Source organism: Pseudomonas sp. SDO5522_S412 (assembly GCF_054071215.1).
The window spans coordinates 19,234-45,667 of the sequence record NZ_JBSVWQ010000018.1 but is presented as its reverse complement, the minus strand read 5'-3'; the positions used below and the strand labels follow the sequence as shown (position 1 = coordinate 45,667).

Annotated in this window: 30 protein-coding genes; 12 read left to right on the top strand and 18 right to left on the bottom strand. The window is 59.4% G+C overall.

What is annotated here, in order from left to right; translation table 11 throughout:
- Nucleotides 1–160: 160 nt before the first annotated feature.
- Nucleotides 161–283 carry a PA1414 family protein gene (locus ACW9I6_RS07000; protein ID WP_003210728.1) on the bottom strand — a complete coding sequence of 41 codons (123 nt, stop codon included), beginning with the start codon at nucleotides 281–283 and terminating at the stop codon, nucleotides 161–163.
- Between the two features lie 137 nt (nucleotides 284–420).
- Entirely contained in the window at nucleotides 421–1,314 is an 894-nt protein-coding gene (gene ptrR, locus ACW9I6_RS06995) for a putrescine utilization regulator PtrR (RefSeq protein WP_003210727.1), read from the bottom strand.
- 104 nt (nucleotides 1,315–1,418) lie between these two features.
- Here ptrR and ACW9I6_RS06990 point away from each other — a divergent pair, with 104 nt between their 5' ends.
- The gene (locus ACW9I6_RS06990; RefSeq protein WP_457339091.1) at nucleotides 1,419–2,627 is read left to right on the top strand and encodes an MFS transporter; all 1,209 of its coding nucleotides are present in this window, start codon (nucleotides 1,419–1,421) and stop codon (nucleotides 2,625–2,627) included.
- Here the strand turns inward: ACW9I6_RS06990 and ACW9I6_RS06985 are convergent.
- From ACW9I6_RS06985 to ACW9I6_RS06975, 3 genes are all read right to left on the bottom strand, one after another.
- Nucleotides 2,539–3,981 (bottom strand): NCS1 family nucleobase:cation symporter-1, encoded by a 1,443-nt coding sequence (locus ACW9I6_RS06985; RefSeq protein WP_087694816.1) that lies wholly within the window; start codon nucleotides 3,979–3,981, stop codon nucleotides 2,539–2,541. The genes ACW9I6_RS06990 and ACW9I6_RS06985 overlap by 89 nt on opposite strands.
- Before the next feature lie 211 nt (nucleotides 3,982–4,192).
- Nucleotides 4,193–4,600, bottom strand: a complete 408-nt coding sequence (locus ACW9I6_RS06980; RefSeq protein ID WP_457339095.1) for a DUF2177 family protein — start codon at nucleotides 4,598–4,600, stop codon at nucleotides 4,193–4,195.
- Between the two features lie 53 nt (nucleotides 4,601–4,653).
- Nucleotides 4,654–5,490 (bottom strand): CvfB family protein, encoded by an 837-nt coding sequence (locus ACW9I6_RS06975; protein ID WP_008438162.1) that lies wholly within the window; start codon nucleotides 5,488–5,490, stop codon nucleotides 4,654–4,656.
- A 323-nt stretch (nucleotides 5,491–5,813) separates the two neighbouring features.
- On the opposite strand from ACW9I6_RS06975, the gene ACW9I6_RS06970 reads away from it, so the two are divergent.
- From ACW9I6_RS06970 to ACW9I6_RS06960, 3 genes are all read left to right on the top strand, one after another.
- Nucleotides 5,814–5,993: a hypothetical protein gene (locus ACW9I6_RS06970; protein WP_003210722.1), complete on the top strand. Its 180-nt coding sequence runs from the start codon at nucleotides 5,814–5,816 to the stop codon at nucleotides 5,991–5,993.
- Nucleotides 5,994–6,201: 208 nt separating this feature from the next.
- Nucleotides 6,202–6,927 carry a TorF family putative porin gene (locus ACW9I6_RS06965; RefSeq protein WP_003210721.1) on the top strand — a complete coding sequence of 242 codons (726 nt, stop codon included), beginning with the start codon at nucleotides 6,202–6,204 and terminating at the stop codon, nucleotides 6,925–6,927.
- A 66-nt stretch (nucleotides 6,928–6,993) separates the two neighbouring features.
- Complete coding sequence (locus ACW9I6_RS06960) at nucleotides 6,994–7,860, top strand: DUF6279 family lipoprotein (protein WP_177008948.1); 867 nt, start codon at nucleotides 6,994–6,996, stop codon at nucleotides 7,858–7,860.
- Between the two features lie 3 nt (nucleotides 7,861–7,863).
- Here the strand turns inward: ACW9I6_RS06960 and ACW9I6_RS06955 are convergent, their stop codons facing one another.
- On the bottom strand, nucleotides 7,864–8,253 hold the full coding sequence (locus ACW9I6_RS06955; protein WP_008438132.1) for a hypothetical protein: 390 nt from the start codon (nucleotides 8,251–8,253) through the stop codon (nucleotides 7,864–7,866).
- A 154-nt stretch (nucleotides 8,254–8,407) separates the two neighbouring features.
- On the opposite strand from ACW9I6_RS06955, the gene ACW9I6_RS06950 reads away from it, so the two are divergent.
- The gene (locus ACW9I6_RS06950) at nucleotides 8,408–8,683 is read left to right on the top strand and encodes a hypothetical protein (protein ID WP_457339090.1); all 276 of its coding nucleotides are present in this window, start codon (nucleotides 8,408–8,410) and stop codon (nucleotides 8,681–8,683) included.
- 46 nt (nucleotides 8,684–8,729) lie between these two features.
- Here ACW9I6_RS06950 and ACW9I6_RS06945 read toward each other — a convergent pair whose 3' ends face one another.
- A complete protein-coding gene (locus ACW9I6_RS06945) occupies nucleotides 8,730–10,076 on the bottom strand; it encodes a DEAD/DEAH box helicase (RefSeq protein WP_003210717.1) in 1,347 nt (448 codons plus the stop codon).
- 193 nt (nucleotides 10,077–10,269) lie between these two features.
- On the opposite strand from ACW9I6_RS06945, the gene ACW9I6_RS06940 reads away from it, so the two are divergent.
- Nucleotides 10,270–11,568, top strand: coding sequence for a mechanosensitive ion channel family protein (locus ACW9I6_RS06940; protein WP_003210716.1), 1,299 nt, complete (start codon nucleotides 10,270–10,272; stop codon nucleotides 11,566–11,568).
- 50 nt (nucleotides 11,569–11,618) lie between these two features.
- On the opposite strand, the gene ACW9I6_RS06935 is transcribed toward ACW9I6_RS06940, so the two are convergent.
- Entirely contained in the window at nucleotides 11,619–12,263 is a 645-nt protein-coding gene (locus ACW9I6_RS06935) for a hydrolase (RefSeq protein WP_457339089.1), read from the bottom strand.
- Between the two features lie 153 nt (nucleotides 12,264–12,416).
- Between ACW9I6_RS06935 and ACW9I6_RS06930 the strand changes: the two genes are divergently transcribed.
- Nucleotides 12,417–13,322 (top strand): LysR substrate-binding domain-containing protein, encoded by a 906-nt coding sequence (locus tag ACW9I6_RS06930; protein ID WP_457339088.1) that lies wholly within the window; start codon nucleotides 12,417–12,419, stop codon nucleotides 13,320–13,322.
- Here ACW9I6_RS06930 and ACW9I6_RS06925 read toward each other — a convergent pair.
- The 3 genes from ACW9I6_RS06925 to ACW9I6_RS06915 all read right to left on the bottom strand — a co-directional run bounded on the left by ACW9I6_RS06925 (nucleotide 13,267) and on the right by ACW9I6_RS06915 (nucleotide 15,417).
- A complete protein-coding gene (locus ACW9I6_RS06925) occupies nucleotides 13,267–14,148 on the bottom strand; it encodes a carboxylate/amino acid/amine transporter (protein WP_178965536.1) in 882 nt (293 codons plus the stop codon). The two genes, ACW9I6_RS06930 and ACW9I6_RS06925, sit on opposite strands and share 56 nt — an antisense overlap.
- A gap of 203 nt (nucleotides 14,149–14,351) precedes the next feature.
- Nucleotides 14,352–14,951, bottom strand: a complete 600-nt coding sequence (locus ACW9I6_RS06920; protein WP_003210712.1) for an FMN-dependent NADH-azoreductase — start codon at nucleotides 14,949–14,951, stop codon at nucleotides 14,352–14,354.
- Between the two features lie 151 nt (nucleotides 14,952–15,102).
- Nucleotides 15,103–15,417 (bottom strand): hypothetical protein, encoded by a 315-nt coding sequence (locus ACW9I6_RS06915; RefSeq protein ID WP_032899698.1) that lies wholly within the window; start codon nucleotides 15,415–15,417, stop codon nucleotides 15,103–15,105.
- Nucleotides 15,418–15,466: 49 nt separating this feature from the next.
- Between ACW9I6_RS06915 and ACW9I6_RS06910 the strand changes: the two genes are divergently transcribed.
- The 5 genes from ACW9I6_RS06910 to aqpZ all read left to right on the top strand — a co-directional run bounded on the left by ACW9I6_RS06910 (nucleotide 15,467) and on the right by aqpZ (nucleotide 20,568).
- Nucleotides 15,467–16,390, top strand: coding sequence for a LysR family transcriptional regulator (locus tag ACW9I6_RS06910; protein ID WP_003210710.1), 924 nt, complete (start codon nucleotides 15,467–15,469; stop codon nucleotides 16,388–16,390).
- A 13-nt stretch (nucleotides 16,391–16,403) separates the two neighbouring features.
- Entirely contained in the window at nucleotides 16,404–17,207 is an 804-nt protein-coding gene (locus ACW9I6_RS06905) for an alpha/beta fold hydrolase (protein ID WP_102605388.1), read from the top strand.
- Between the two features lie 3 nt (nucleotides 17,208–17,210).
- On the top strand, nucleotides 17,211–17,774 hold the full coding sequence (locus ACW9I6_RS06900; RefSeq protein WP_003210708.1) for a peptidylprolyl isomerase A: 564 nt from the start codon (nucleotides 17,211–17,213) through the stop codon (nucleotides 17,772–17,774).
- Between the two features lie 83 nt (nucleotides 17,775–17,857).
- Nucleotides 17,858–19,690 carry an ABC transporter ATP-binding protein gene (locus ACW9I6_RS06895; protein WP_457339087.1) on the top strand — a complete coding sequence of 611 codons (1,833 nt, stop codon included), beginning with the start codon at nucleotides 17,858–17,860 and terminating at the stop codon, nucleotides 19,688–19,690.
- 179 nt (nucleotides 19,691–19,869) lie between these two features.
- On the top strand, nucleotides 19,870–20,568 hold the full coding sequence (gene aqpZ, locus ACW9I6_RS06890) for an aquaporin Z (protein ID WP_457339086.1): 699 nt from the start codon (nucleotides 19,870–19,872) through the stop codon (nucleotides 20,566–20,568).
- 54 nt (nucleotides 20,569–20,622) lie between these two features.
- On the opposite strand, the gene ACW9I6_RS06885 is transcribed toward aqpZ, so the two are convergent.
- From ACW9I6_RS06885 to ACW9I6_RS06855, 7 genes are all read right to left on the bottom strand, one after another.
- Complete coding sequence (locus tag ACW9I6_RS06885; protein WP_003210705.1) at nucleotides 20,623–20,871, bottom strand: BrnA antitoxin family protein; 249 nt, start codon at nucleotides 20,869–20,871, stop codon at nucleotides 20,623–20,625.
- On the bottom strand, nucleotides 20,849–21,127 hold the full coding sequence (locus ACW9I6_RS06880; protein WP_177050393.1) for a BrnT family toxin: 279 nt from the start codon (nucleotides 21,125–21,127) through the stop codon (nucleotides 20,849–20,851). Before ACW9I6_RS06880 ends, ACW9I6_RS06885 begins: the two co-directional genes overlap by 23 nt.
- Before the next feature lie 79 nt (nucleotides 21,128–21,206).
- A complete protein-coding gene (locus ACW9I6_RS06875; protein ID WP_457339085.1) occupies nucleotides 21,207–22,331 on the bottom strand; it encodes a GNAT family N-acetyltransferase in 1,125 nt (374 codons plus the stop codon).
- Between the two features lie 229 nt (nucleotides 22,332–22,560).
- A complete protein-coding gene (locus ACW9I6_RS06870) occupies nucleotides 22,561–23,895 on the bottom strand; it encodes an OprO/OprP family phosphate-selective porin (RefSeq protein WP_003210703.1) in 1,335 nt (444 codons plus the stop codon).
- A 339-nt stretch (nucleotides 23,896–24,234) separates the two neighbouring features.
- Complete coding sequence (locus ACW9I6_RS06865; RefSeq protein WP_003210701.1) at nucleotides 24,235–24,468, bottom strand: anti-sigma factor family protein; 234 nt, start codon at nucleotides 24,466–24,468, stop codon at nucleotides 24,235–24,237.
- Nucleotides 24,462–25,076, bottom strand: a complete 615-nt coding sequence (locus ACW9I6_RS06860) for an RNA polymerase sigma factor (RefSeq protein ID WP_008437987.1) — start codon at nucleotides 25,074–25,076, stop codon at nucleotides 24,462–24,464. The genes ACW9I6_RS06865 and ACW9I6_RS06860 overlap by 7 nt, the downstream gene beginning before the upstream one ends.
- A 25-nt stretch (nucleotides 25,077–25,101) precedes the next feature.
- Complete coding sequence (locus ACW9I6_RS06855; RefSeq protein ID WP_003210699.1) at nucleotides 25,102–26,223, bottom strand: beta-ketoacyl-ACP synthase III; 1,122 nt, start codon at nucleotides 26,221–26,223, stop codon at nucleotides 25,102–25,104.
- Nucleotides 26,224–26,434: the final 211 nt, after the last annotated feature.

The window sequence follows — 26,434 nt, the reverse complement described above, 5'->3', positions numbered from 1 at the left end:
GTCTTGAGAAAATCACCAAACCCCGGAAATGAAAACGTCCGGCCAAAGCCAGACGAAGAATTGAAGTACACAGCAACGGGTCATGATCAATCATGACTCCAATACATAGGCAAACCTCCTGGCCGCGCCCAAACAAACATGCTTGAGCGCTTTCCAGGACTTACCTGCGACGCGGGCGACGCTGCTCGTCATCGGTGCGGATTGGCACCGGTTGCAGCGGTGGCTCGATCAAGCCGAGTGCGACGCCGAGGTCGTGCAGCCAGTTTTGCAGTTTCTCTTTCATGGTGCCCCCTTGGGGTAATGCCGAGCGGCTGGAATTCTGTGGCCGCTTCCTACAGATAGTAGTCTTAAGTCTTACGTATTGCTTGAACGAAACCACAACGAACTATTACTGAATTGATCAAAATCCTGACGGATCGTTCAAGCAATCGCTCGGGTTTCGGTTTCCGGTAGCACCTTGCCCTCCTGCTGCAGGTCAATCCACGCATTGAGGTTAGCGCCGAGCATGCCCTTGCGCCACATCAACCAGGTGGTGGCGCTGGCAAAAGGCTCGGCCAGCGGATGAATGGACACGCTGTCCTTGCCCGGCAGGCTGTCGAGCATCGATTCCGACATCAACGCCACGCCGGAACCGGCGATTACACAGGCCAGCATGCCCTGGTAGGACTCGATCTCGATGGCCCGGCCCATGGCCACGCGATCGTGGGAGAACCAGGCTTCCAGGCGCGCCCGATAAGAACAACTGCGTCGGAAAGTGAACACCGAACGGCCGGCAACATCCTGCGGCCCACGCACCGGAGGGTGATCCGCCTCGCAGATCAGCAGCAGGCGCTCTTCGCACAGCGGCACGCCGTCGAGGGTGGCCAGGGTCAACGGCCCATCCACCAATGCGGCGTCCAGGCGCCCGGTGATCAAGCCTTCCAGCAGTTCACCGCTGGGAGCTGACTGCACCTGCAGGTTCACCATCGGATACGCCTTGTGGTAACGCGCCAGCAGCTTGGGCAAATGAATCGCCGCCGTGCTGTACATGCTGCCGAGCACAAAGTCTCCAGCCGGTTGCCCGCCTTGCACCGCGCCATGGGCTTCGTCATGCAGGGCCAGCAGGCGCGCACTGTAGTCCAGCAGCACTTTGCCTGCAGGAGAAAGCTGCAAGCGCTGGCGCTCGCGCACGAACAGTTCGACGCCCAGTTGTTCTTCCATCTGTTTAAGCCGGGTCGACAGGTTGGACGGCACCCGGTGCAAGCGCTCAGCGGCACGGGTGATGGAGCCTTCCTCGGCCACGGCCTGGAAAATCCGCAATTGACTGAACTCCATCACCATTCTCCAAAACTGAACAAGTTACTCACTATTATTCATTTTTAAAGAAAGTCAATCCGCTTTAGCCTGATGGTCACTCGCTGCTCCCAGGAAAACCCACCATGTCACCGCTGATCCGCTTACTCGCCAGCTTTATCGCCCTGATGATGGCCATGGGCATAGGTCGATTCGCGCTCACCCCGCAAATGCCGCATTTGCTCAGTGAAGGGCAGATCGACCTGACCGGCGCCGGCCTGATTGCGGCGGCCAACTACCTGGGCTATTTCGTCGGCGCGGTGGATTCGATCTTTGCCCGCAGCCATCACCATGTACGCGGGCGTTTGTACGGCGGGCTGTGGCTGTGTGTGCTGCTGACCCTGGCGTCGTACTGGGCCCACGGGTTCTGGCCGCATCTGTTGTTGCGCTTTGGTACCGGTGTAGCCAGTGCCTGGGCGCTGGTGATGATTACCAGCCTGAGCCAGCCGCTGGCCATTGCGGCCGGGCGCCCACGCCTGGGTGCGCTGGTATTTGCGGGGCCGGGGCTGGGGATTCTGTTGACCGGGTTGCTGGCGCTGGGCTCCAACCTGTTGGGGCAAGACTCTGCAACCTTGTGGCTGGTGTATGGGGTGGTCGCCCTGGTCATGCTGCTGGCAATCCTGCCGTTCCTGCCCAAGCCTTCCGCTGCCGGCTCGCCCGCTGCCAGCCACACCGACGTGGCCAGCAACGGCAGCATCACACATCTGTGCTGGATCTACGTGTTGTATGGCCTTGGCTACATCATCCCGGCGACATTCCTGTCACAGATGGCCAGCGCGCAATTCAAGGGAGCATGGCAAGCAGACCTGTTCTGGCCCTGCTTTGGCCTGGCTGCCGCGATTGGCGTGGTGGCGGCAAGTTTGCGCCGCAAGGACCCGGACACCACCCGTCGCTGGCTGATGACAACCCTTTGGCTGCAAGCGGCAGGCGTGTTTGCCTGCCTGCTGGGCAACGGTTGGGGGCTGGCGCTGGGGGTGTTGCTGTGCGGTGGGCCATTCCTGGCGTGCATGCAACTGGTGATGGCGCGCTTGCGTGAGGTCGCCCCCCACGGCTACCAGCGCAGCACCGGGTTGCTGACCGCCAGCTTTGCGATCGGCCAATTGAGCGGTCCGTTGCTGGCGTCGGTGAGCAGCCACCTCAGCGGTGGCCTGCAACCGGCGCTGGTGGTAGCAGGCGCCGGTTTGTTGGTGGCCGGATCGGTGCTGGTCAGCCGGCAACCATCGACACAGGCGCGCGAACCTGTTCACGCCGCGCCAACACCAGGAAAAACAGCCCACCCAGGAAGCAGCCGGTAAACCAGGCGAAATTGGCCATGCCCTGCAGCACCGGGGTGAAGGTAATCGCGACGCCCACCAGCGTCGCGGGCACCAGCGCCTTGACCGCCGTCCAGTTCACGCCGCCGTCAAAGTAGTAACGCCCGCTCGGGCTGTCATCGAACAGCGCATCCACGTCGATCTTCTGTTTTTTGATCAGGTAGAAATCCACCAGCAGAATCCCGAACAACGGCCCGATAAACGCGGCGAGGATATCGAGGGTGTAGTGGATCATCAGCGGGTTGTTGAACAGGTTCCATGGGGTGATGAAGATCGAGGCCACCGCCGCAATCATTCCACCGGCACGCCAGCTGATTTTGCTCGGTGCCACGTTGGCGAAGTCAAAGGCCGGCGAGACGAAGTTGGCCACGATGTTGATGCCGATAGTCGCGGTGACAAAGGCGAACGCCCCCAGCAACACAGCCATGTCATTGTCGATGCGCGAAACGGTGGCAATCGGGTCGTGGAGCATTTCGCCGAACACCGGCAAGGTGCCCGAGACGATCACCACGGTGACCAGGGAGAACGCCAGGAAATTTACCGGCAAGCCCCAGAAATTTCCGCGACGCACGTCTTTCATCGTGCGGCAGTAGCGGCTGAAATCACCGAAGTTCAAGGTCGGCCCGGAAAAGTACGACACCACCAACGCGGTTGCCACGATGATTTGGCCAAACGCCTGCCAGCCTGAGAGGGATTTTTCCGCCAGGGTGAAGCTGATATTGGCCCAGCCAGCCTTCCAGACGATCCAGCCTGCCAGGGCAAACATCACCGCATAGACCACAGGCCCCGCCCAGTCGATGAAACGACGGATGGACTCCATGCCCGCCCAGAACACCAGCGCCTGGAGCGTCCACAGGCTGAGGAAACCGAACCAGCCCAGGTACGACAGGCCGGCAAAGTGCGGTTCTGCGTATACCGCCATCTGTGGGAAAAAGCGCAGCACCACGATGATCAATGCACTGGACGCCAGGTAGGTCTGGATCCCGTACCAGGCCACTGCGATCAAGCCACGAATCACCGCCGGGATATTCGCCCCGAATACCCCAAAGGCCAACCGGCAGATTACCGGGTACGGCACTGCCGCCTGCTGGCTCGGCTTGGCCACCAGGTTGGCGATCAATTGCACAATGCAAATCCCGGCGAGCAAGGCGATCAATACCTGCCAACTGGCCAGCCCCAGGGCGAACAGGCTGGCGGCGAATACGTAGCCGCCGACGCTGTGCACGTCGCTCATCCAGAAGGCGAAGATGTTGTACCAGTTCCATTTTTGCGGCAGCGGTCCCAGGTCCTGGTTGTACAGGCGCGGGCTGTAGCCTTTGGGCAATTGTTCGGTCATCGCAGGGCTCCTCGTAAATACCGGCCTGCCACCCGCGACGGGAGTGCGTACGGGAGGCGGCATGGTTTGTATACGAGTTGATGAGCAGAATGCGTGCCAATGCAATAAAACTCGGCACAATCCCCCGTGGAGCTTGGCTCTTCAGGAGGCGTAGAGACGATTGAACGGTGGTGATTCGCTCAGGGATGGTGCAGGGCAATACTGTACACAATCAATTGTGCACCCTGCGCGCACATTGATAGCCCACGGTGCAGCAAACGGCAGTCAGGAAGGTGCCCCAGGCGATGTCCATGAAGGCCAAACCGGCCGACCAGCCCTGCAGGGTTGCCCAATTGCTCAGGTCATAGGTGCCGTAGGCTACCAATCCCAGGAGTGCACCAAGCCGCGCGGCACGCTGCCAGCCGCCGCTCGCCAACGCAGGCAGGACGACAAGCACCACACAACCGAATACATAGAGGAGATAGAACGCCACGGCTGGGAACAGGCGCGGCTGCTCAAGCATCAACGGGCCGAGCAGCGCTTTGTAGGTCGTGCCCATGAGGACACCGAGCCACAGGCCGTCAAGCATCAGAAAGGCAAGCAACGTACCGAGGTAGGCGAAAAGCGTTTTTCTGGACATTGAGGCGGCCTTCTGCAGGAGCAAGCGTGCTCCTACAGAAGAGCAAACCGCGATCAGCTTAGTTCAATGCGATCCGCGTGGATCACAATCTGACCCTGCTTGTAGAGGGCGCCGATGGCCTTCTTGAAGTTGCCTTTGCTGACACCGAACAAACTGCTGATCAGTGCCGGGTCGCTTTTATCGCTGACCGGCAAGGTGCCGTTGTTGTCGCGCAACTTGGCGAGGATCTTGGAGTTCAGGCTGGAGGCCGCTTCTTCACCCACAGGCTGCAGACTCAGGCTGATATTGCCGTCGGCGCGGATTTCCTTGATGAAGCCTTTCTCTTCCTTGCCCGGGCGCAGGAACTTGAACACTTCGTTCTTGTGGATCAGGCCCCAGTGCTTGTTGTTGATAATGGCCTTGAAGCCCATGTCGGTGGCTTCAGCCACCAGCAAGTCAACTTCCTGGCCGACCTTGTAGGTGGCCGGGGTTTTGTCCAGGTAGCGGTCAAGGCGTGCGGTGGCGGTGATGCGCTTGGTGTGTTTGTCGAGGTAGACGTGTACCACGCAATACTCACCGGCGGTCAGCTGGCGCTTTTCTTCGGAGTAAGGCAGCAGCAGATCCTTGGGCAGGCCCCAATCGAGGAATACACCGATACTGTTGACTTCAACCACTTTCAGACTGGCAAATTCACCCACCTGTACTTTTGGTTTTTCGGTGGTCGCGATAAGTTTGTCATCGCTGTCCAGATAAATGAAAACGTTGAGCCAGTCTTCATCTTCACTGGGAATATCTTTGGGGATATATCGGTTGGGCAAGAGGATTTCGCCCTCTTGATCACCATCCAGGTACAAACCAAAGTTAGTGTGTTTAACCACTTGCAAGCTGTTGTAGCGCCCGACTAAAGCCATCTCAAATACCCTCATTGCGTGGGCGGCATTCTACCCGAGTTGACGACGGCGGTCCCGCGTACCGGCGTACAGGCCTGAAAAATCATGGGTTTGCCGAGAAGCGCCCCGCTCGTCAGGTCATCGGGCTGAATCCGGCCAGTACCCACGGCCGGATTTCCTCGAGGGATTCGAGTTAAAACAGCAAGTTAGGTGAGTATTTCACTTAATAATCCAGGCGAATCATAAACCCTGCGTATATTTCAGGGGGATATTTGCCAAGCAATTGTCAAGCATTTCATGTACGATGCATGGCCAAGTTAATTCTCTACAGGTTAGTGGCCGCCATGCGCGTAAAAGCATCCAACAGCAAAGCAAAGCCAGCTCCCGCCGTTGAAACCAGCGAATCGATCAACAGCCAAATTGCTGCATTCCTCAAGCAGGGCGGCGAAATCCAGCAGATTGCCAAAGGCGTAAGCGGCCAGACTTTCGGCCCGTCCAAGCAGATCACCCTGGGTAAAAAGTAAGACTCGCGCATTACACCTGGTCCCTATGCGCTTTGCCTTTCAAGGCGCTAGGACTAGAGCCCGCACTACCCCCTGATACACCCCTTTATTACGCCAATCGACGAACGGGCCTCATCTGCGAACCATCGCCGGTATGCTTGCACACGTCTAGATCGGGCATTTGCCTGATATTTCCCGTTACTGCTCCTCGCTTTTCATGGAGTGAAGCATGCTCAAATCCTGCATATTCCTGGCCGGTGCCCTGTTGGCCAGCCCCCTCGCCGAAGCGCAGGTTTTCCAGCGTGAATTGGGTGATTTCGACCTGAAATTGGGCACGACACCCAGCCGAAGCATGGCTCAAGGCCTGGTAAAGCCCACGGCGCCCGGGAGCGACTCGTTCCATGGCGGCCTGGACCTGAGCCACGGCAGCGGCCTGTACCTCGGCCAATTCTCACCGAGCATGGGCATTTCCCCGACCAGCAACCTGGAAGTCGACTCTTACCTGGGTTTCAAACGCCCCTTCGACCAGACCCTGGGTTATGAACTGGGGATGATTCACTACAGCTATCCCAAGCTGAGCCCCCTCGACAGCCAGGAGTTCTACGGCGGCCTGACCTTGCTGGGCAATCGCTTCGGCGCCTCCTTCAGCAACGACCCGGACCGGCAGGACAGCACCCTGTTCGCCGACCTCGGCGGCACCAAGCCGTTCGGCATCGGCGTCAGCATGAAATACACCACCCACCAGCTCGGCACCCCGGTCTCGGTGGCCGATGGCAGCTCGATCCGCAGCTTCAGCGACTGGTCGGTACAATTTTCCAGGCCATGGATGGGCGTCGACCTGAACCTGATCTACAGCGACTCCAGCCTCAGCGGCGGCGATTGCTCGGCCTACTCCGGACACAACTCGCAATGCGACGGGCTGTTGACCCTGAAGGCCGAGCGGGCGTTTTATTGATGGGCTGAACTGTCGCTGCCCTGACGGGTTCAGATGCAATACTCTCGTCTGCGCAAGGACTCGCTCATGCTGCGTCGGTTAAAATTTCTGGTGATGTTGCTGACCCTCAGCCTGGTGCTTGCCGGCTGCAATCGGGTGGGCCTGGCCTATCGCAATCTGGATGTGATCATCCCCTGGACCCTCAGCGACTACCTGGAAATGAACGCCGGGCAGAAGAGCTGGTTCAACGACACACTCAAGGAACACCTGGCCTGGCATTGCACCACCCAGTTGCCGGGCTACCTGGACTGGCTCGATCGCCTGCAACAGATGGTCGACACCAACCAGGTGACCGACGCCGCCCTGCAAACCCGTACCGCCGAAGCCAAACAAGCTATTGCCGAGAGCGCCCGGGCGATCACGCCGTCCGCCGTCGAGCTACTGCAGGGGCTGGACGACCAGCAAGTACAGGATATGGAGCAAGCGTTCGCCAAGGACCTGCGCAAGCGTCAGGACGAATACCTGAAACCGCCCCTCGAGCAGCAGATCAAGGAACGCGCCGAGCGCATGAACAAGCGCCTCGATGCGTGGCTCGGGCCGTTAAGTGCCAGCCAGCAGAATCGCGTCACCGCCTGGTCGATCGCCTTGGGTGAGCAGAACCAACAATGGATTGGCAACCGCGCCCACTGGCAAACACTATTTATCGCAGCCGTCAAAGACCGCCACAGCAGCGATTTCCCACAGAAGATCGAGCAACTGCTGGTGAACCGCGAAAGCCTGTGGACGCCGGAATATCGCCAGGCCTACGCCCAGACCGAAGCCGCCGCCCGCAGCCTGATCGTCGACCTGATGGCGGAAAGCACAGTGCCGCAACGCCAGAAGCTCACGCAGAAGATCGACAAGGTGCGCAGCGATTTCAAGGCCCTTAAATGCCTGAAGGCTGGCACCCCGTAGACATCAGGCAATCTGTGCTTTCGAAGCCACTTCATCAAACGTCGCCGGATCCAGCGCATCCGCCTGTTCGTCCAGCACCTGCCGGGGGTGATTATTGCCGGGGATGCTGCTGTCGATCAGGCTCAGCAGCTGTGAGCCGCGCGGGGTCAATTTGAAATTCTCCCCATTGCCGCACTCTTCCTCTGACCTCGACTCAATAAAGCCGTGCTTGAACAACAACGCCTCGTAATCCGCTGCGGTCTTTTTGAACTTATCAAGGTTACCGATGGGCTCTCTAGCATTAGCCCTTTCAGCGGCTTCCTCCTCGGCATATTTGCGCGGGGCGAAGTTGGCGCCACCGTTCTGTACCTCATGCAGCAATCGTTCGATCAAATCCCAATCGTAAGTCGTCATCCTGATTCCTCCTGAAGGCACACGAAATAGGCCCTTCAAAGGTGTGACATGCCGGACCCGTCGTCCGTTCAGCCTAGCGGACGGATGCGATTTCGCTGAACTTTTCAGTGCTCACGGCCCTCAACCGTTCATCACCGCCATGGAGGTCCGAATCATGAAAACCCTGCTGAATATGGTCGTCGCCGCCACGCTGCTTGCCGCCCTGCCCGCCTGGGCCTGCACGCTCGAAGAAGCCACCGCCAAACGTGAACAACTGGCCAAGGAAGTGACCAAGCTCACCCAACAGAACCCGGAGAAGGCCAAGGAGATCAACGAAGAACTGCAGAACATGAAGCTGGAAACCGCCAGCGCGGACCTGCCCGACAAGTGCCAACTGATCGACCAGCGCCTCAAGGAAATGGACGAAGCAGCGGCCAAGGCCAAAAACTGAGGCGAAAAAAAACCGGACATTGTCCGGTTTTTTTATGGCTCAAGCCTTACTCGGCAGCCGGTGCTTCCGGCTTGCGGCGCTTCAGAGGCGCCATGCCGTCCTTGCTGACCAACGACAGGTTGTCGGTCTTTGGACGGTTGGCAATCTTGCGCTTGGTCGGCGACTTGGCACCGGCCTTCTTCTTGTCGCCCTTGGCGTCGACCTTTTTCTTCTTCACGCCAACGGCCTTGCCCGATGCCTTGACCTTCTTCGGCCCGCCGTAGGTGCCTTTGACTTCCTTGATGGTGCGGCGCTCGAACGACTGCTTCAAGTAGCGCTCGATGCTCGACATCAGGTTCCAGTCGCCATGGCAGATCAGCGAGATCGCCAGGCCATCGTTGCCGGCACGCCCGGTACGACCGATACGGTGTACGTATTCGTCGCCGCTGCGGGGCATATCAAAGTTGATCACCATGTCCAGGCCATCCACGTCCAGGCCGCGGGCGGCAACGTCGGTGGCGACCAGGATCTTCACGCCGCCTTGCTTGAGGCGGTCGATGGCCAGCTTGCGGTCCTTCTGGTCTTTCTCACCGTGCAGGACGAACGCCTTGTACTCCTGAGCCACCAGGCGACCGTAGATGCGGTCGGCCATGGCCCGGGTGTTGGTGAACACGATAGCCTTCTGATAGGTCTCGTTGGCCAGCAACCAGTTGAGGATCTGCTCTTTGTGCACGTTGTGGTCAGCAGTGATGATCTGCTGACGGGTGGTCGAGTTCAGGTCGCTGACGTTGTTGACCTGCAGGTGCTCAGGGTTGTTCAGGACCTTGGCGACCATCTCGCGCAGGGTCGAACCACCGGTGGTGGCCGAGAACAGCATGGTCTGCTGGCGGTTGACGCACTCTTGCACCAGGCGCTGCACGTCGTCGGCAAAGCCCATGTCGAGCATGCGGTCGGCTTCGTCGAGCACCAGGACTTCAACTTCCTTGAGGTCCAGGTTGCCGGCGTTCAGTTGTTCGATCATCCGGCCCGGGGTGCCGATCAGGATGTCCGGCACCTTGCGCAGCATGGCGGCCTGGACCTTGAAGTCTTCGCCGCCGGTGATCAGGCCGGACTTGATGAAAGTGAACTGCGAGAAGCGCTCCACTTCCTTCAAGGTCTGCTGGGCCAGTTCGCGGGTCGGCAGCAGGATCAGGGTCTTGATGCTGACACGGACTTTCGCCGGGCCGATCAGACGGTTAAGAATCGGCAGGACGAAAGCGGCGGTCTTGCCACTCCCGGTTTGAGCCGTCACCCGCAGGTCACGCCCTTCGAGCGCGAGCGGGATGGCCGCTGCTTGCACAGGCGTTGGCTCGACAAATTTAAGCTCGGCCACGGCTTTGAGCAGGCGTTCGTGCAGGGCGAATTGGGAAAACACGGGTGCTACCTCGAAGAAATACAAAAAAACAGCTGCATAGGGTAACGGTTTCGGGCGCTCAGGCCGAGTTTCTTTACGCGAACTGGGTTAATCAGGCGCTTTTTTGTCAGGGGATTTGTCCACAACCACAACTTTGACGTACTTAAATGCTCTAATCGGCCCGTCACGTCTTACAGAAGAATCGCGTTTACCCATGGATATCAAACAGCTCTGGCTCAACGTCAAAGACCTTTGGGGCACCCTCGACGAACACCCGCTGCTGCATTCCAGCCTCGCGCTGATGGTGTTGCTGGTAGTGGCATTGCTGCTCGGACGAGTGGCCCGGTACCTCATCCTGCACGCCGTCAAGCTGCTGGGCCGGCAACCCGCGCTGCACTGGCTCAATGACCTGCGGCACAACAAAGTCTTCCATCGCCTGGCACAGATGACGCCGTCACTGGTGATCCAGTTCGGCCTGTACCTGGTGCCGGACCTGAGCAAGACCGCCACCCTGTTCATCGGCAATGTCGCCCTGGCGTTCACCATTCTGTTCATGGTGCTGGCGATCAGTGCACTGCTCAACGCCCTGCTGGATATCTACGCCCGCACCGAACACGCCCGCACCCGCTCGATCAAGGGCTATGTGCAGTTGGCGAAGATGGTGCTGTTCGTGTTTGGCGCAATCATCATCGTCGCCACGTTGATCGACCGCTCGCCACTGCTGCTGCTTTCCGGTCTGGGTGCAATGTCGGCGGTGATTCTGTTGGTCTACAAGGACACCCTGCTGTCGTTCGTCGCCAGTGTGCAACTGACCAGCAACGACATGCTGCGGGTCGGCGACTGGATCGAAATGCCCCAGGTCGGCGCCGACGGTGACGTGGTCGACATCACCCTGCACACCGTCAAAGTGCAGAACTTCGACAAGACCATCGTCTCGATTCCCACCTGGCGCCTGATGTCCGAGTCGTTCAAGAACTGGCGCGGCATGCAGGCCTCCGGTGGCCGGCGGATCAAGCGCAGCCTGTATATCGACGCCAGCGGCGTGCGTTTCATCCGCGACGACGAAGAGCTGAAGCTCACCCAGGTACACCTGCTGACCGACTACATGAGCCGCAAGAAGGCCGAGCTCAAGGCCTGGAACGAAGCCCAGGGCAATGTCGCGGCGATGTCCGCCAACCGCCGACGCATGACCAATATCGGCACCTTCCGCGCGTATGCCTTGGCCTATCTGAAAAGCCATCCGGAGATCCAGCCGAACATGACCTGCATGGTGCGGCAGATGCAGACCACCGCCCAAGGCATCCCGCTGGAGATCTACTGCTTCACACGCACCACCGCATGGGCCGACTACGAGCGGATCCAGGGCGATATCTTCGACTACCTGCTGGCGGTGCTGCCGGAATTTGGTTTGAGCCTGTACCAGCAGCCGAGCGGCGGTGACTTGCGGGCGGGGATGTTGCCGGCGGTGCTGGGGGCCAGTCACCTGCCCCCGGCGGAAAAGGCAGTGATGTAGCAACAAAAAACGGCACAACCCGAGTTGTGCCGTATTTTTTTTGTTGGACCTTACTTGACCTGACGCTGCGGCGCGCCGTGAACCATGGTGTAGGCGTAATCCACGCCCATGCCGTAAGCGCCGCTGTGCTCCTGTACCAGGCCCATCACCGCGTCGTAGGTTTCCTTGTGAGCCCAGTCACGCTGGTATTCCAACAGCACTTGCTGCCAGGTGACCGGTACCGCGCCCGCCTGAATCATCCGTTGCACCGACATGTCATGCGCTTCTTTGCTGGTGCCGCCGGAGGCGTCGGTGACGATGTACACCTCGTAGCCTTCGGCCAGGGCTTCCAGGGCCGGAAAGTTCAGGCACACCTCGGTCCACAGGGCCGCCATGATCAGCTTCTTGCGCCCGGTGGCCTTCACCGCGGCCACCAGCGCCTTGTCTTCCCAGGAGTTCATCGAAGTGCGCTCAATTGGCTGCTGGTCCGGGAACACGTCCAGCAGTTCCGGCCAGATGTAGCCGCTGAAGCTCTTGGTCTCAACCGAGGTCAGGATGGTCGGCACGTTGAAGATCTTCGCCGCCTTGGCCAGCGCCACCGTGTTGTTCTTCAGGGTCTGGCGATCGATCGACTGCACGCCAAAGGCCATCTGTGGCTGGTGGTCGATCAGGATCAGGGTGGAGTTGGTTGGGTTGAGCAATTCGCGAATAGACATGGTGACTTCCTTTTAATGGTTTCGATTCGGTAAGGGGTGCGTTCAGCGCCGCTGTGAAGCTTGGCTGGCGGCTTGGAAGTAACTTTATGGGATGGATAAAATCGAGACAATTACCTAAAATCGAGAATCATTGATTCTAAAAAAGGGACAATCATGGACCGTATCGAATGCATGCGGGCGTTTGTCGTCACGGTCGGCGAGAAAGGCTTCGCGGCCGCCGCGCGAGCCATGGACGTACCGCGCTCAAAAGTCAGCAAACAGATTCAGGCGCTGGAAGAATCCATAGGCGTGCAACTGCTTCAGCGCACCACCCGCAGCCTGCATTTGACGGAGGCCGGGGCCGAGTATTTTGAAGCTGCGCGTGAAGTACTGGCCGCCCTGGACGAGGCCGAACAGCGAGCCAGAGACGGCATCGGGGAGTTACGGGGAGTGTTGCGGGTCAATGCGCCGATGTCGTTCGGACTGCATCGCCTGGGAAGATTGATTCCGCTGTTCCATGAACAGCATCCGCATATCGAGCTGCAACTGGTGCTCAGCGACCAACAGGTCGACCCGGTACGCGGTGGTTTCGACGTGACTATCCGCATCGCCAGCATGCCCGACTCAACGATGATCGCCCGCCAGTTGGCACCTGCGCCACGGATCATGGTGGCTGCGCCAGCCTACCTGGCACGCGCGGGCACACCGCAGACCCCGCAAGACCTGCGCCACCACCAATGCCTCAATTATGGGTATCTGCAAAGCGGCGTCAGCCTGCAACTGAGCAAGGGCCAGGAAACCCAGCGGGTCAACGTTACCGGCCCTCTGCACGCCAACAACGGCGACCTGCTGGCCCAGGCGGCAGAGGCCGGGATGGGCATCGCGCTGTTGCCGGACTTTATCGTCGAAGACGCCCTGAGCGCCGGGCGCCTGGTGCCGGTGCTCTGCGAATGGCAGGCGCCGGCAATCACCATCAATGCGGTTTATTCGTCAGCGCGACGCGTGCCGCAAAAGACCCGCGCATTCATTGATTTTTTGCTGACGCAATTGGCGCCGACGACCGCAGGCCCAGCCGGCTGATCCACACCGCCCCGAGAATCACCAAGCCGCCCAGCAGCAACCTGCCCAACGGTTCATGCTGATTCCAGATCAGCAAGTTCAGCAACAACCCCACCGGCACATGCAGGTTGTTCATCACCGCCAATGTGCCACCGTTGACCATGCACGCGCCCTTGTTCCACCAGTACATGCCCAGTGCCGTGCTGACCAGCCCGAGGAATACCAGCACGCCCCATTGCAACGGCGCTTCCGGCAGGAAGTTGGCCTTGCCGAACATCAGGAACGCCGGCAACGCCACCGCCAACGCGCCGAGATAGAAGTAGCCAAAGCGCCGGTAATGCGGCAGGTCACTCGGATGACGGGCCACCAGATGCTTGTAAAGCACCTGCCCGGCGGCGTAGGTGAAGTTGGCCAGTTGCAGCAGCAGGAAGCCCATGAAGAAGTTCGGGGTGATCTGGTCGAAGCGAATCACCGCTGCCCCCGCCACCGCCACCAGTGCGGCCACCAGCGCCCACGGGTTGAAGCGGCGGTTCAGGGCGTCTTCGATCAGGGTCACGTGCAACGGTGTCAGGATGGTGAACAGCAACACCTCCGGCACCGTCAGTACGCGAAAGCTCAGGTACAGGCACACGTAGGTCACGCCGAACTGCAGTGCGCCGATCAACAGCATGCCGCGCATGAACGCCGGCTCCACCGTGCGCCAGCGGGTCAGCGGGATAAACACCAGCCCGGCCAACAGTACACGCACCAGCACCGCGAAATAACTGTCGACGTGACCGGCCAGGTATTCGCCGATCAAGCTGAAGGAAAACGCCTGGATCAGCGTCACAACAAGTAGATAGCCCATGCTCGCCTCATTTTGAATGGGCGCGACATTAGCGGTTTTCCGCGCGTTACGAAACTCAAGGCAAAAAAAACCCGACCTCGCTAAAAGCGTCAGTCGGGCGGGAGCACTCAGGAGCAAAAAGTGCAAAGGGAGGTTCGATACGCGTACTTGAAGGGTTGCGTGGAGCTATCTAAACAGCGGGCGATTATCTGACGATTAACATCTCACGCCACTTGGGCCAACAACGCCTTGGCCTGGTTCAAACCCTTCTCCTGGAAATCACCGCCCAGGTTCACCCCTTCGGCATGAATGAACGTGACGTCATGGATGCCGATAAAGCCCATGACCTGACGCAGGTACGGTTCCTGGTGGTCGGTGCTGCCACCGGCGTGGATGCCGCCGCGGGCGGTCAGCACAAAGGCACGCTTGTCGGTCAGCAGGCCCTGGGGGCCGGTGGCGGTGTACTTGAAGGTCACACCGGCACGCAGCACATGGTCGAGCCAGGCTTTGAGGGTGCTGGGAATCGCGAAGTTGTACATCGGCGCGGCCATCACCAACACATCGGCGGCCAGCAACTCATCGGTCAGTTCGTTGGAGCGGTCCAGGGAGGCCTGTTCAACCGTGCTGCGCTGCTCGGCAGGTTTCATCCAGCCGCCCAACAGATTGGCATCCAGGTGCGGAACCGGGTTGATGGCGAGGTCTCGTACGGTGATCTGATCAGCCGGATGGGCGACTTTCCATTGGCTGATGAATTGTTGGGTCAGCTGCCGGGAGATTGAATCCTGCTGACGGGCACTGCTTTCGATGATCAGAACACGGGCCATGATTATGTAAGCTCCATCGGTGAATGCTGTAAGGCGATGGAGTGAAGGTTAGACAGGGTCCGTTCGATTAAAAAGCGTAAAAAACTGCTATAACCCATCTAGAAATTTGTTTATAAGCGGAGTATTGCTGTACGCAAGCTCCGCTTTTGCCTTATTTCGGTGCGCAGGTCAGCTGGATACGCATCTTGATGATGGCACGGCTGAAATTGGCCGTGGTGTTGGTGGTTTTCCCTGCCGCGACCGTGACCTTGCGCGTACGCGGGGCTTCCGGACCATTGGTAAAGCGTACCTTGCACTCCGCGTCATTGGGGCCGTAGTTGGTGAGTTGGATCGAACTGATATTGCTGTCGACGTCTGACGCGCTGTAATCGATCTTCACGCCCTGAATGTCTTTCGTCACATCGGTACTGAATGCAAACGCACTCAACGGCAGCAACGCCAGCAGCACACAACAGAATTTTCTCATTCGGCAGTCTCCAATAAGGACCGCCAGCTTAGGACAAGAGGAGCTCATCTTGAAAGCGCCCCGCGTTACCCTTGATCAATGGCGCACCTTGCAAGCCGTGGTCGACCATGGCGGCTTCGCCCAGGCGGCCGAAGCGCTGCACCGCTCGCAATCCTCGGTGAGCTACACCGTGGCCCGCATGCAGGATCAGCTCGGCGTGCCGCTGCTGCGCATTGACGGGCGCAAGGCCGTGCTCACCGAAGCCGGTGAAGTGCTGCTGCGCCGCTCCCGGCAACTGGTGAAAAACGCCAGCCAACTGGAAGACCTGGCCCACCATATGGAACAAGGCTGGGAAGCCGAGGTGCGGCTGGTGGTCGATGCCGCTTACCCCAACGCCCGCCTGGTGCGCGCCCTCACTGCCTTTATGCCGCAAAGCCGTGGCTGCCGGGTGCGTTTGCGCGAAGAGGTGTTGTCCGGCGTCGAAGAGCTGTTGATGGACGGCATGGCCGACCTCGCCATCAGCGGGTTCATCATTCCCGGTTACCTCGGTACGGAAATGAGCGACGTCGAATTTGTCGCCGTGGCCCACCCCGAACATCCGCTGCATCAATTGCACCGCGAACTGAGCTTCCAGGATCTGGAAAGCCACATGCAGGTGGTGATCCGCGACTCCGGCCGCCAGCAGCCACGGGACGTCGGCTGGCTCGGCGCCGAGCAGCGCTGGACCGTCGGCAGCCTGCCCACCGCCGCCACCTTCGTCAGCAGCGGCCTGGGCTTCGCCTGGCTGCCGCGACACCTGATCGAACGCGAACTCAAGGAAGGCCTGCTCAAGCTACTGCCCCTGGAACGGGGTGGCAGCCGCAACCCGACCTTCTATCTTTACTCGAACAAGGACAAACCCCTGGGCCCGGCCACGCAGATTCTCGTCGAGTTGCTGCGCACCTTCGACACTGCACCACTGGACGCGCCATTCGCCGCACCGCAGCAAGCCTGAACAAGGAGTTCACGTGGCCTATTTCGAACATGAAGGTTGCACCCTGCATTACGAGGAATATGGCCACGGCGCGCCGCTGATCCTGATCCACGGCCTGGGCTCCAGTTGCCTGGACTGGGAACTGCAAGTGCCCGTGCTGTCCCAACACTATCGCCTGGTGGTGGTGGATGTGCGCGGTCACGGCCGCTCCGACAAACCCCGTGAGCGCTACAGCATCGCCGGCTTCACCGCCGACCTGGTGGCCTTGATCGAACACCTGCATTTGCCGCCGGCCCACGTGGTCGGCCTGTCCATGGGCGGCATGATCGCCTTTCAACTGGCAGTGGATGAGCCGCAAATGCTCAAGAGCCTGTGCATCGTCAACAGTGCGCCCCAGGTCAAGGTTCGCAGCGCCAGCGACTATTGGCAGTGGGCCAAGCGCTGGAGCCTGGCGCGCGTCCTCAGCCTGAACACCATCGGCAAAGCCCTGGGCAGCCTGCTGTTTCCCAAGCCCGAACAAGCCGAACTGCGGCGCAAGATGGCCGAACGCTGGGCAAAAAACGACAAACGTGCTTACCTCGCCAGCTTCGATGCGATTGTTGGCTGGGGCGTACAGGAACAACTTTCGAAAATATCCTGTCCAACCCTGGTCATCAGCGCCGACCACGACTACACCCCCGTGGCGCAGAAAGAAATCTATGTAAAACTGCTGCCCGATGCGCGGCTGGTGGTGATCGAGGATTCCCGCCATGCCACGCCGCTGGACCAACCCGAACGCTTCAACAACACCCTGCTCGATTTTCTCAAGACAGTCGAAACCACAACCCAGGATCACTGACCCATGCTGAAAAAAATCGCCTTCTTTGCCGGTTCCGTACTGTTCGCTGCCAACCTGATGGCGGCCGAACCCGCCAAGGCACCCCACGTCTTGATCACCACCACCAATGGCGACATCGAGATCGAACTGGACCCGGTCAAGGCCCCGATCAGTACCAAGAACTTCCTGGCCTATGTCGACAAGGGCTTCTATACCAACACCATTTTTCACCGGGTAATCCCGGGCTTCATGGTGCAGGGCGGTGGTTTTACCCAGCAAATGTCGCAAAAGCCGACCGAAGCACCGATCAAGAACGAAGCCAGCAACGGCCTGCATAACGTGCGCGGCACCCTGTCGATGGCGCGTACCAACGACCCGAACTCCGCCACCAGCCAATTCTTCATCAACGTTGCGGACAATGCCTTCCTCGACCCGGGCCGTGATGCCGGTTACGCGGTGTTCGCCAAAGTGGTCAAGGGCATGGACGTGGTCGACATCATCGTCAACTCGCAGACCACCACCAAACAGGGCATGCAGAACGTGCCAATCGATCCTGTCCTGATCAAGTCGGCCAAGCGCATCGACTGAAGGCTACAGGGAGTTTCGCGCGGGGCCCGCAGGGCGTCGCGCGCATTTGAACAGGAGAGCCCGCCGCGCGGGCGTCAGACCTAATGCTCTATCGTCGTTTTGAACAACTGATCAACATCTTCCGCGAACCTCCCAGCGCGGCCCCTCCAGACAAAGTCCTGCCCTTCTACGTCTATTACCTGCGCCAGGTATGGCCAAGCTTTGCCGCCTTGCTGGTGGTGGGCCTGATCGGCGCGCTGATCGAAGTGGCGCTGTTCAGCTACCTGAGCCGCATCATCGACCTGGCCCAGGGCACGCCGCCCGCCAACTTCTTCCAGATCCACGCCACCGAGCTGATCTGGATGGCCGTGGTCGCCCTGCTGTTGCGCCCGATTTTCGGCGCCCTGCATGACCTGCTGGTGCACCAGACCATCAGCCCCGGCATGACCAGCCTGATCCGCTGGCAAAACCACAGCTATGTGCTCAAACAGAGCCTGAACTTCTTCCAGAACGATTTCGCCGGGCGCATTGCCCAGCGCATCATGCAAACCGGCAACTCCCTGCGCGACTCCGCAGTGGCCGCCGTGGACGCGATCTGGCACGTGGCGATCTACGCCATCAGCGCCCTGGTGCTGTTCGCCGAAGCCGACTGGCGCCTGATGATCCCGCTGATCACCTGGATCGTCGCCTACAGCCTGGCCCTGCGGTACTTCGTGCCACGGGTCAAGGAGCGCTCGGTCATCTCCTCCGAGGCACGTTCAAAACTGATGGGGCGGATCGTCGACGGCTACACCAACATCACCACCTTGAAGCTGTTCGCTCATACCAATTTCGAGCAGAACTACGCCAGGGAAGCCATTGTCGAGCAGACCGAGAAAACCCAGTTGGCCAGCCGCGTCGTGACCAGCATGGACATCGTGATTACCACCATGAACGGCCTGCTGATTGTCACCACCACCGGCCTTGCCCTGTGGCTGTGGACCCAATCCCTGATTTCGGTGGGCGCCATCGCCCTGGCCACCGGCCTGGTGATTCGTATCGTCAACATGTCCGGCTGGATCATGTGGGTGGTCAACGGCATTTTCGAAAACATCGGCATGGTCCAGGACGGCCTGAAAACCATCGCCCAGCCGCTGGCAGTGACCGACCGGGAAAATGCCCCGCGCCTGGAAGTGCCCCATGGCGAGGTGCGGTTCGATCAGGTGGATTTCCACTACGGCAAGAAGAGCGGGATCATCAGCGGCTTGAACCTGGCGATTGAACCGGGTGAAAAGATCGGCCTGATCGGTCCGTCCGGCGCGGGCAAATCCACCTTGGTCAACCTGCTGTTGCGCCTGTACGACCTGCAAGGCGGCCGTATCCTGATCGACGGCCAGAACATCGCCGACGTCGCCCAGGAAACCCTGCGCGAACAGATCGGCATGATCACCCAGGACACCTCGCTGCTGCACCGCTCGATCCGCGACAACTTGCTGTATGGCAAGCCGGACGCCACCGACGAAGAGCTTTGGGCCGCCGTGCACAAGGCCCGCGCCGACGAGTTCATCCCATTGCTGTCGGACGCCGAGGGTCGCACCGGCCTCGACGCCCACGTCGGTGAACGCGGGGTGAAACTCTCCGGCGGGCAACGTCAGCGCATCGCCATCGCGCGAGTGCTGCTCAAGGATGCGCCAATCCTGATCATGGACGAAGCCACCTCGGCGCTGGATTCGGAAGTCGAAGCGGCGATCCAGGAAAGCCTGGAAACCCTGATGCAGGGCAAGACAGTGATCGCCATCGCCCACCGGCTGTCCACCATTGCCAGAATGGACAGGCTGGTGGTGCTGGAAAAAGGCCAGATCGCCGAGACCGGCAGCCATGCCGAATTGCTCGCACACGGCGGTTTGTATGCGCGATTGTGGCAACACCAGACCGGTGGCTTCGTCGGAATAGACTGATTCCGTTGGTTAACCGCGACCTCAATTCCGAACAATTCTGACAGTTTTCTCTATCCCGCTGGTCTTGCGACACAATCCTGCTGTACTCCAATCAGGCCCCAGGAGGGCCCTGATTTAAGGCAGCAGGGATGCATCACAGACCCGTTAATCAGATAGAGCAATCTATTAAGGATGTGTTCATGTCACTGTTCAAACGTTCCGTTACGGAAGGACTGGGTACGTTTTGGCTGGTGTTGGGTGGCTGCGGCAGTGCGGTACTGGCCGCATCGTCCCCGGTCGGGATCGGTGTGCTCGGTGTGGCCCTGGCGTTCGGGCTCACGGTGCTGACCATGGCATTTGCCATCGGGCACATCAGCGGTTGTCACCTGAACCCTGCAGTGTCGGTGGGGCTGGTAGTGGGCGGAAGATTTCCGGCCAGGGAGTTACCGGCGTACATCGTGTCCCAGGTAATCGGCGGCGTCGTTGCCGCTGCATTGTTGTACTTCATAGCCAGCGGCAAGCCGGGGTTCGAACTGGCTTCGGGCCTGGCCAGCAACGGCTACGGCGAGCATTCGCCTGGTGGTTATTCGATGGCAGCGGGGTTTGTGTGCGAGCTGGTGATGACGGCGACGTTCGTGCTGATCATCCTCGGCGCCACCGACCGTCGTGTGCCGACGGGCTTCGCGCCCATTGCCATTGGCCTGGCGCTGACGCTGATCCACCTGATCTCTATCCCGGTCACCAACACCTCGGTCAACCCGGCCCGCAGTACCGGCCCGGCGCTGATTGTCGGCGGTTGGGCGCTGCAGCAGTTGTGGATGTTCTGGCTGGCGCCGATCCTCGGTGCGGTGATCGGCGGCATAACCTATCGATGGCTGGGCGCGGAAAAAACCGCCTGAGCCAGACGGGTTCAGCCCTGCCGATATGGCAGGGCTGACCTCGCCAGTGCTCTATCAGCCTTGATGTGCCTGCATATACTGGCGCAGCAACTGATTGATGCGCGTCTGATAGCCAGTCCCTTGCCCCTTGAACCACTCAAGAACGTCAGCATCCAGACGGATAGTAACTGCCTGCTTGACCGGCACACGCAATTCGGCACGACGGAAGAAGTCTTCTCCCAACTCGGGGATGTCGCTGGTATCGATCTCCCGATCGTCCATCTTAGCCAGGCGCTCCCAGTCAGTTTTCGATGCTTTCGACATAGTATTTGGCCTCCTGTTTGGTTGCTTTTCGGGCGGAAATAATGCGAATTACGTCACCCCGCCTCTCGGTGTATACAACTACACCTACCAGTAATTTTATCCAGCCAATGCTGACCCAGCGTTCTTCGTCATAATCCGTTCGAGTATCACGTTGTGACAATATTGGATGTTGAAAAATATCCGATACGTCGTTGAAGTCTATGCCGTGCTTGCGGATGTTTATTTGGTTTTTGGATTCATCCCACTCAAAACGCATGGTGCATCCTGTATTTACTTTTGTACATACACTATAGCGAAGTGCTCCCGCCCTCGGCACCTGTCAACCGATCAGTGGTTCAGCCCTGCCGATAAGGCAGGGCTGTCCTCGCCTCCTCGGCATATGCCAGGATCCCCACGCTTTCGCGCTCCAGGAAATCCGCCACGGCGGTCTTCAATCCCGGGTGCCGCAGGTAATGCCAGGAGTGCGTGATCACCGGCTCAAACCCGCGAATCAACTTGTGCTCGCCCTGGGCGCCGGCGTCGAAACGCTGCAGGCCATGGGCAATCGCGTAATCCATGCCTTGGTAGAAGCAAGTCTCGAAATGCAGCCGGTCGAACTCGGCCAGGCAGCCCCAGTAACGCCCATAAAAACTGTCACCGCCGATCAGGCTGAAGGCCATGGCCACCGGCCGTGAGCCTTGCTTGGCCAGCACCACGCGAATCGCCTCGGGCATGCGCTCGGCCAGCAGGCTGAAAAAATTCCGGGTCAGGTACGGCGATTGTCGACGTATGGCGTAGGTGTTGGCGTAACAGGCGTAGACAAAATCCCACTGCGCCTCGCTCAATTCATGGCCTTGCAGCCACTCGAACTCGATGCCCTGCCCCGCCACTTGCTCACGCTCCTTGCGCATCTGTTTTCGCTTGCGCGAACTCAGCGCGTCGAGGAAATCCTGAAAGTCACGGTAACCCCGGTTTTGCCAATGAAACTGGCAGCCCAGACGTTGCAGCCACCCCGGCTGTTGGGCCAGGGCGGTGTCGGCCAGGGCGTCGGTAAAGTTGATATGGGCGCTGGAAAGGCCTTCGATTTCCAGGTAGCCGGGCAGGCTTTTAAGCAGTTCGAAACCGTCCTCGGCGCTGGCAGCCAATAGACGCGGGCCGCTGACCGGGCTGAAGGGCACGGCCGTCAACAGTTTCGGATAGTAATCAATGCCGGCACGCTCGCAGGCGTCAGCCCAGCCGTGGTCGAACACGTATTCGCCATAGGAATGCCATTTGCGATAGCTGGGCAACGCGGCGATCAGCCGGCCACCTTCATAGTGCAGCAAATGCTCCGGCTGCCAGCCAGAGTGCGGGCCGATGCTGGCGCTGTCTTCCAGGGCACTGAGGAACGCATGGCGCAGAAACGGCTGGTCAGCGGGGACCAACCCATTCCATTCATCGGGCGCAATCTCGGACAGGTTATTCAAACGTTGTAACGGCATCCCATTCCCCGACGGTCACGGCTTTGTGTAGGAGCGAGCTTGCTCGCGATGGTCGTTAACGATAACGCGACCATTCTGACAGAACGCGGTGATCTCTGGTTCTTCGCGAGCAAGCTCGCGCCTACAGGACTCGGCGCAAAAAAAAGCCCCGCCAAACGGCGGGGCAAACCAAATGAGGAGCGCTTTGACGGATGAAGAAAGAGCGCTTTGGAGCGGTATTACAGGTTGCCTAGAACACGTATTGCACGCGGGCCACGATGGCGTCGCCGCTGTCGTCGCCATTGGCGTTCTGGATCTTGTCAGTGCTGACCTTGAGGTAGTTGGCAGACACCTTCACCGCTTCGTTGGCGTACCAGTTGACACCGATGGTGTTCAGGCTTGCCTTGGCGTCACCCACTTCACGGGTCGCGCTGTTACGCACCACGTTTTTGTCGTCAACGCTGATGTTGTCGTAGCGGTAGAACACTTCCCACGCACCGAACTGCTTGTTCTGCGGCTTGATGGTGTCGAACTTGGCGCCGTCGAGCTTGTAGACCCGGGACTCGCCGGTCAGCGTGTAGGCCACCTGGCCGTAGAAACCCGTGGCCTTCACATCCTGATAAGCGCTGCTGTCGGCCTTCATCTTGCGGTTCAGGTATTCGGCCTGCAGGGACAGCGGACCGCGGGCGAAGGCAAATTCGCCGCCGAACACCGTGTCGGTGTCGTAGGCGTCGTTCGCGGTCAGGTTGCCGGAGTCCAGCCCTACACCGCCGCCGAAGGTCGCACGGTTGCCGTTGGCCCCGGCATCGTTACCGCCGTTGGTGGCAACGCCACGAGCGTCCAGGCGAGGACGGATCCGCGAGTCGAACGAGGTGTCCTTCAGGTCACGCACCGCCACGTCCACACCCAGGTGCAAAACGTTGCCGCTGTCGTGCATCGGCGCAAACACGGCACGGCCGTTGAACTGCTTCACGCCTTTGCCGTCCTTGTCGTTGATGTCCTTGGACGACACGCTGGAGGACAGGTAGGCCATGTCAGCCACCACGGCGCTGACCTGCAGGCCCATGCCGTTCTCGTGGGAGTTGATCCAGTCGGCGACTTCATAACCGAGGTTACGCTCGATGGCGGTCACCCACTTGGAACTGGTGGCTTTTTCCAGGCCGAAGTCCTGGTCGAAACGACCCGCGCGGATCACCACTGGCTTGAAGCCTACGTACGAGAAGGACGCTTCGTCGAAGTAGCCATCATCGGCATTGCCGGAGTTGTGGGAAAAGTCGTAGTTGATCTGGTATTTCCAGTCCTTGTACACCGTGCCGCCCAATTCGAGGTAGGCGCGTCGGAAATACGTGGCGTCCGCCGAGTTGCCATTCTTGGTGTAAAAACCATCAAACGTGCCGTAATCGGCCTGCAAACGACCACCCAGCTTGAAGCTGAAATTCTGGTCGGTGGTTGCAACCTCAAGGCCGCCCTTGGTTTTGACAACGATATCGGCACCGTCAGTAGTGACAGTACCGGCGAAAGCCTGGGCGGTGACGGCCAGGGCCAAGGCGCTGGCCGCGAAACCGGCGAAGTGCTTGCGGATCATCGAAGAATTCCCCTAATTGATGGTCTTGTGCATTGGTAAAACACGCGGTTTAGAGCCGCTGGTGTTGGGGGGCGATCTTGGCGAGGGGATATTTCAGCTGGGTTGCCGGAACATAAAGATTTTGTTACTCGGGAACTTTTTAATAGCCATTCGAAATAAGCCAGAGCCTACGGAAATCAAGGCTCCAGCCCTGAAAACTGGTGAAAATGGCAGATGATACAAAATGTAAAAACACCTGATAAAAATGAAATATTTTTCATCTTGGTTGTTTTTCCAGCAAAAAAAAGCCCGCATCTTTGGTCGATGCGGGCTTCGTTTCAGTGTGAAAAGTGATGGATATTATTGGTCGCGGGAGCGCTCGGCGGCCAGGCGTTCGGCCAACGCATCAACATCGGCGATAGGCGGCTCGGGCAGGATCTTCAGCGTCGCCTGCATCAAGCGCATCTGCCGGATAAAGCGCCGGCAGTTGGGGCAGAACATCAGGTGATGGCGCACCAGCAGGCGCTCGCGAAAGGTCAGTTGCCCATCGAGATAGTCACTGGAACGTGCCACTTGTTCCTTACAGGTCAACATTCGCCGGTTTCCTCAAAATGCTCCACCGTGGCGAAGACTTTAAGCCGTGCTCGATGCAACAGCACACGAACATTGGAGAGCGATAGCGTCAGAAGATTACAAATCTCCTCCAACTCCAGCCCCTGACGTTCGCGCAGCAGCAGTACGCTGCTTTGCAGTTCGGAAAGACTGGCCAGCGTGTGCTCCAGGCAATTACGCAGTTCGTCTTCGGTAAGCAGCGCTTCGGGAGTGTCCTGATGCCAGGCAAACGGCGCGACCGCCCAGTGGCCATCGTCGGGCACAAAGCGATCATCACCGATGGTGCCATGGGGCGCCGGCAAGTCATCGAGCAGTACTTCCCGGCGGTTTTGCTTGTAGCGGCCCTTTGCCGAGTTGGCAGTAATGGTCAGCAGCCAGGTCTTGAGGCTGGAACGCCCCTCGAATTTCGCCAGGTTACGCACCACCGACAGCCAGGCGTCCTGCACCACCTCATCGGCATGGCGCTGGCCAACGATGGCATAGGCCACGGCACGCATCGCGCTCTGGTAGGTGGTGACCAACTCCTTGTAGGCCCGCTGCTCACCCTTGAGCAATCGTTCAAGCAGGTGCGCGTCGTCCGCTGCTGCCATTCAAGACCTCGATTTCAAAACATGATCAGCGTTTGCGCAGGATCACGCTACCAATCGAATACCCTGCGCCAAACGAGCTAAGCACAGCCACAGCGCCCTTCGGCAAGTCGTCCTGGTAGGTGTGGAACGCAATCACCGAACCCGCCGAACTGGTGTTGGCGTAAGTATCGAGGATCACCGGCGCCTCTTCCACAGAAGCCTCGCGGCCCAGCAGTTTCTTGACGATCAGGTGATTCATGCTGAGGTTGGCCTGGTGCAGCCAGAAACGCTTCACATCGCCGACATTCAGCTGGTTTTCCGACAGGTGCTTGCCGATCAACTCGGCGACCATCGGGCAGACATCACGGAAGACCTTGCGGCCTTCCTGCACGAACAGCTTGTCCGGGGCACCAATCCCCTCTTCCGCCGCGCGGTTGAGGAAGCCGAAGTTATTGCGGATGTTGTTGGAGAACTTGGTCAGCAACTTCGTGCTCACCACGTCGAACTGATGCTCGGAAGTGGCCAGGTCGGCCCGCTCCAGGATCACGGCGGTGGCCGCATCGCCAAAGATGAAATGGCTGTCGCGGTCGCGGAAGTTCAGGTGGCCGGTGCAGATCTCCGGGTTGACCATCAGGATCGCCCGCGCCTGGCCCAGCTGGATGCTGTTGGCGGCGTTCTGGATACCGAAGGTCGCCGAGGAACATGCCACGTTCATGTCAAAGCCAAAACCCTGGATACCCAGCGCTTCCTGGACTTCGATGGCAATCGCCGGGTACGCCCGCTGCAGGTTGGAACAGGCGACGATCACACCGTCGATATCGGCGGCGGTCTTGCCGGCGCGCTGCAAGGCTTGCTCGGCAGCACTGACGGCCATCTGGCAGAGGATCGACCATTCGTCGTTGGAGCGCTCGGGCAGGCGTGGCGCCATGCGCTGCGGGTCGAGAATGCCGGCCTTGTCCATGACAAAGCGGCTCTTGATGCCCGAGGCCTTCTCGATAAAGGCGGCGCTGGATTCGGTCAGGGCCTCCACGTCACCGCGTTCAATGGCGGCGGCGTTATCCAGGTTGAACTGTTGCACGTAAGCATTGAAAGACTGCACCAGCTCTTCGTTGGAGATGCTGTTGGCCGGGGTGTACAGGCCTGTGCCGCTGATGACGACGTTATGCACGGTCGTTCCTCTAAATCTGTTCAGGCAGAAGGGTATTGGTACCGTCGTACCAAACCGTAAGTAGTTTTATGCCGCCCAGCGGCCTTCAAACTGGAAACGCTTTATTCCATCGCGCCACGGCTGCACCAGCCCAACTCGACGATCCCGGCATTTATAACCGCGAAGTTTGCCACAACATCGGACACTTGGCGCCTATCCCGCACAAACACCT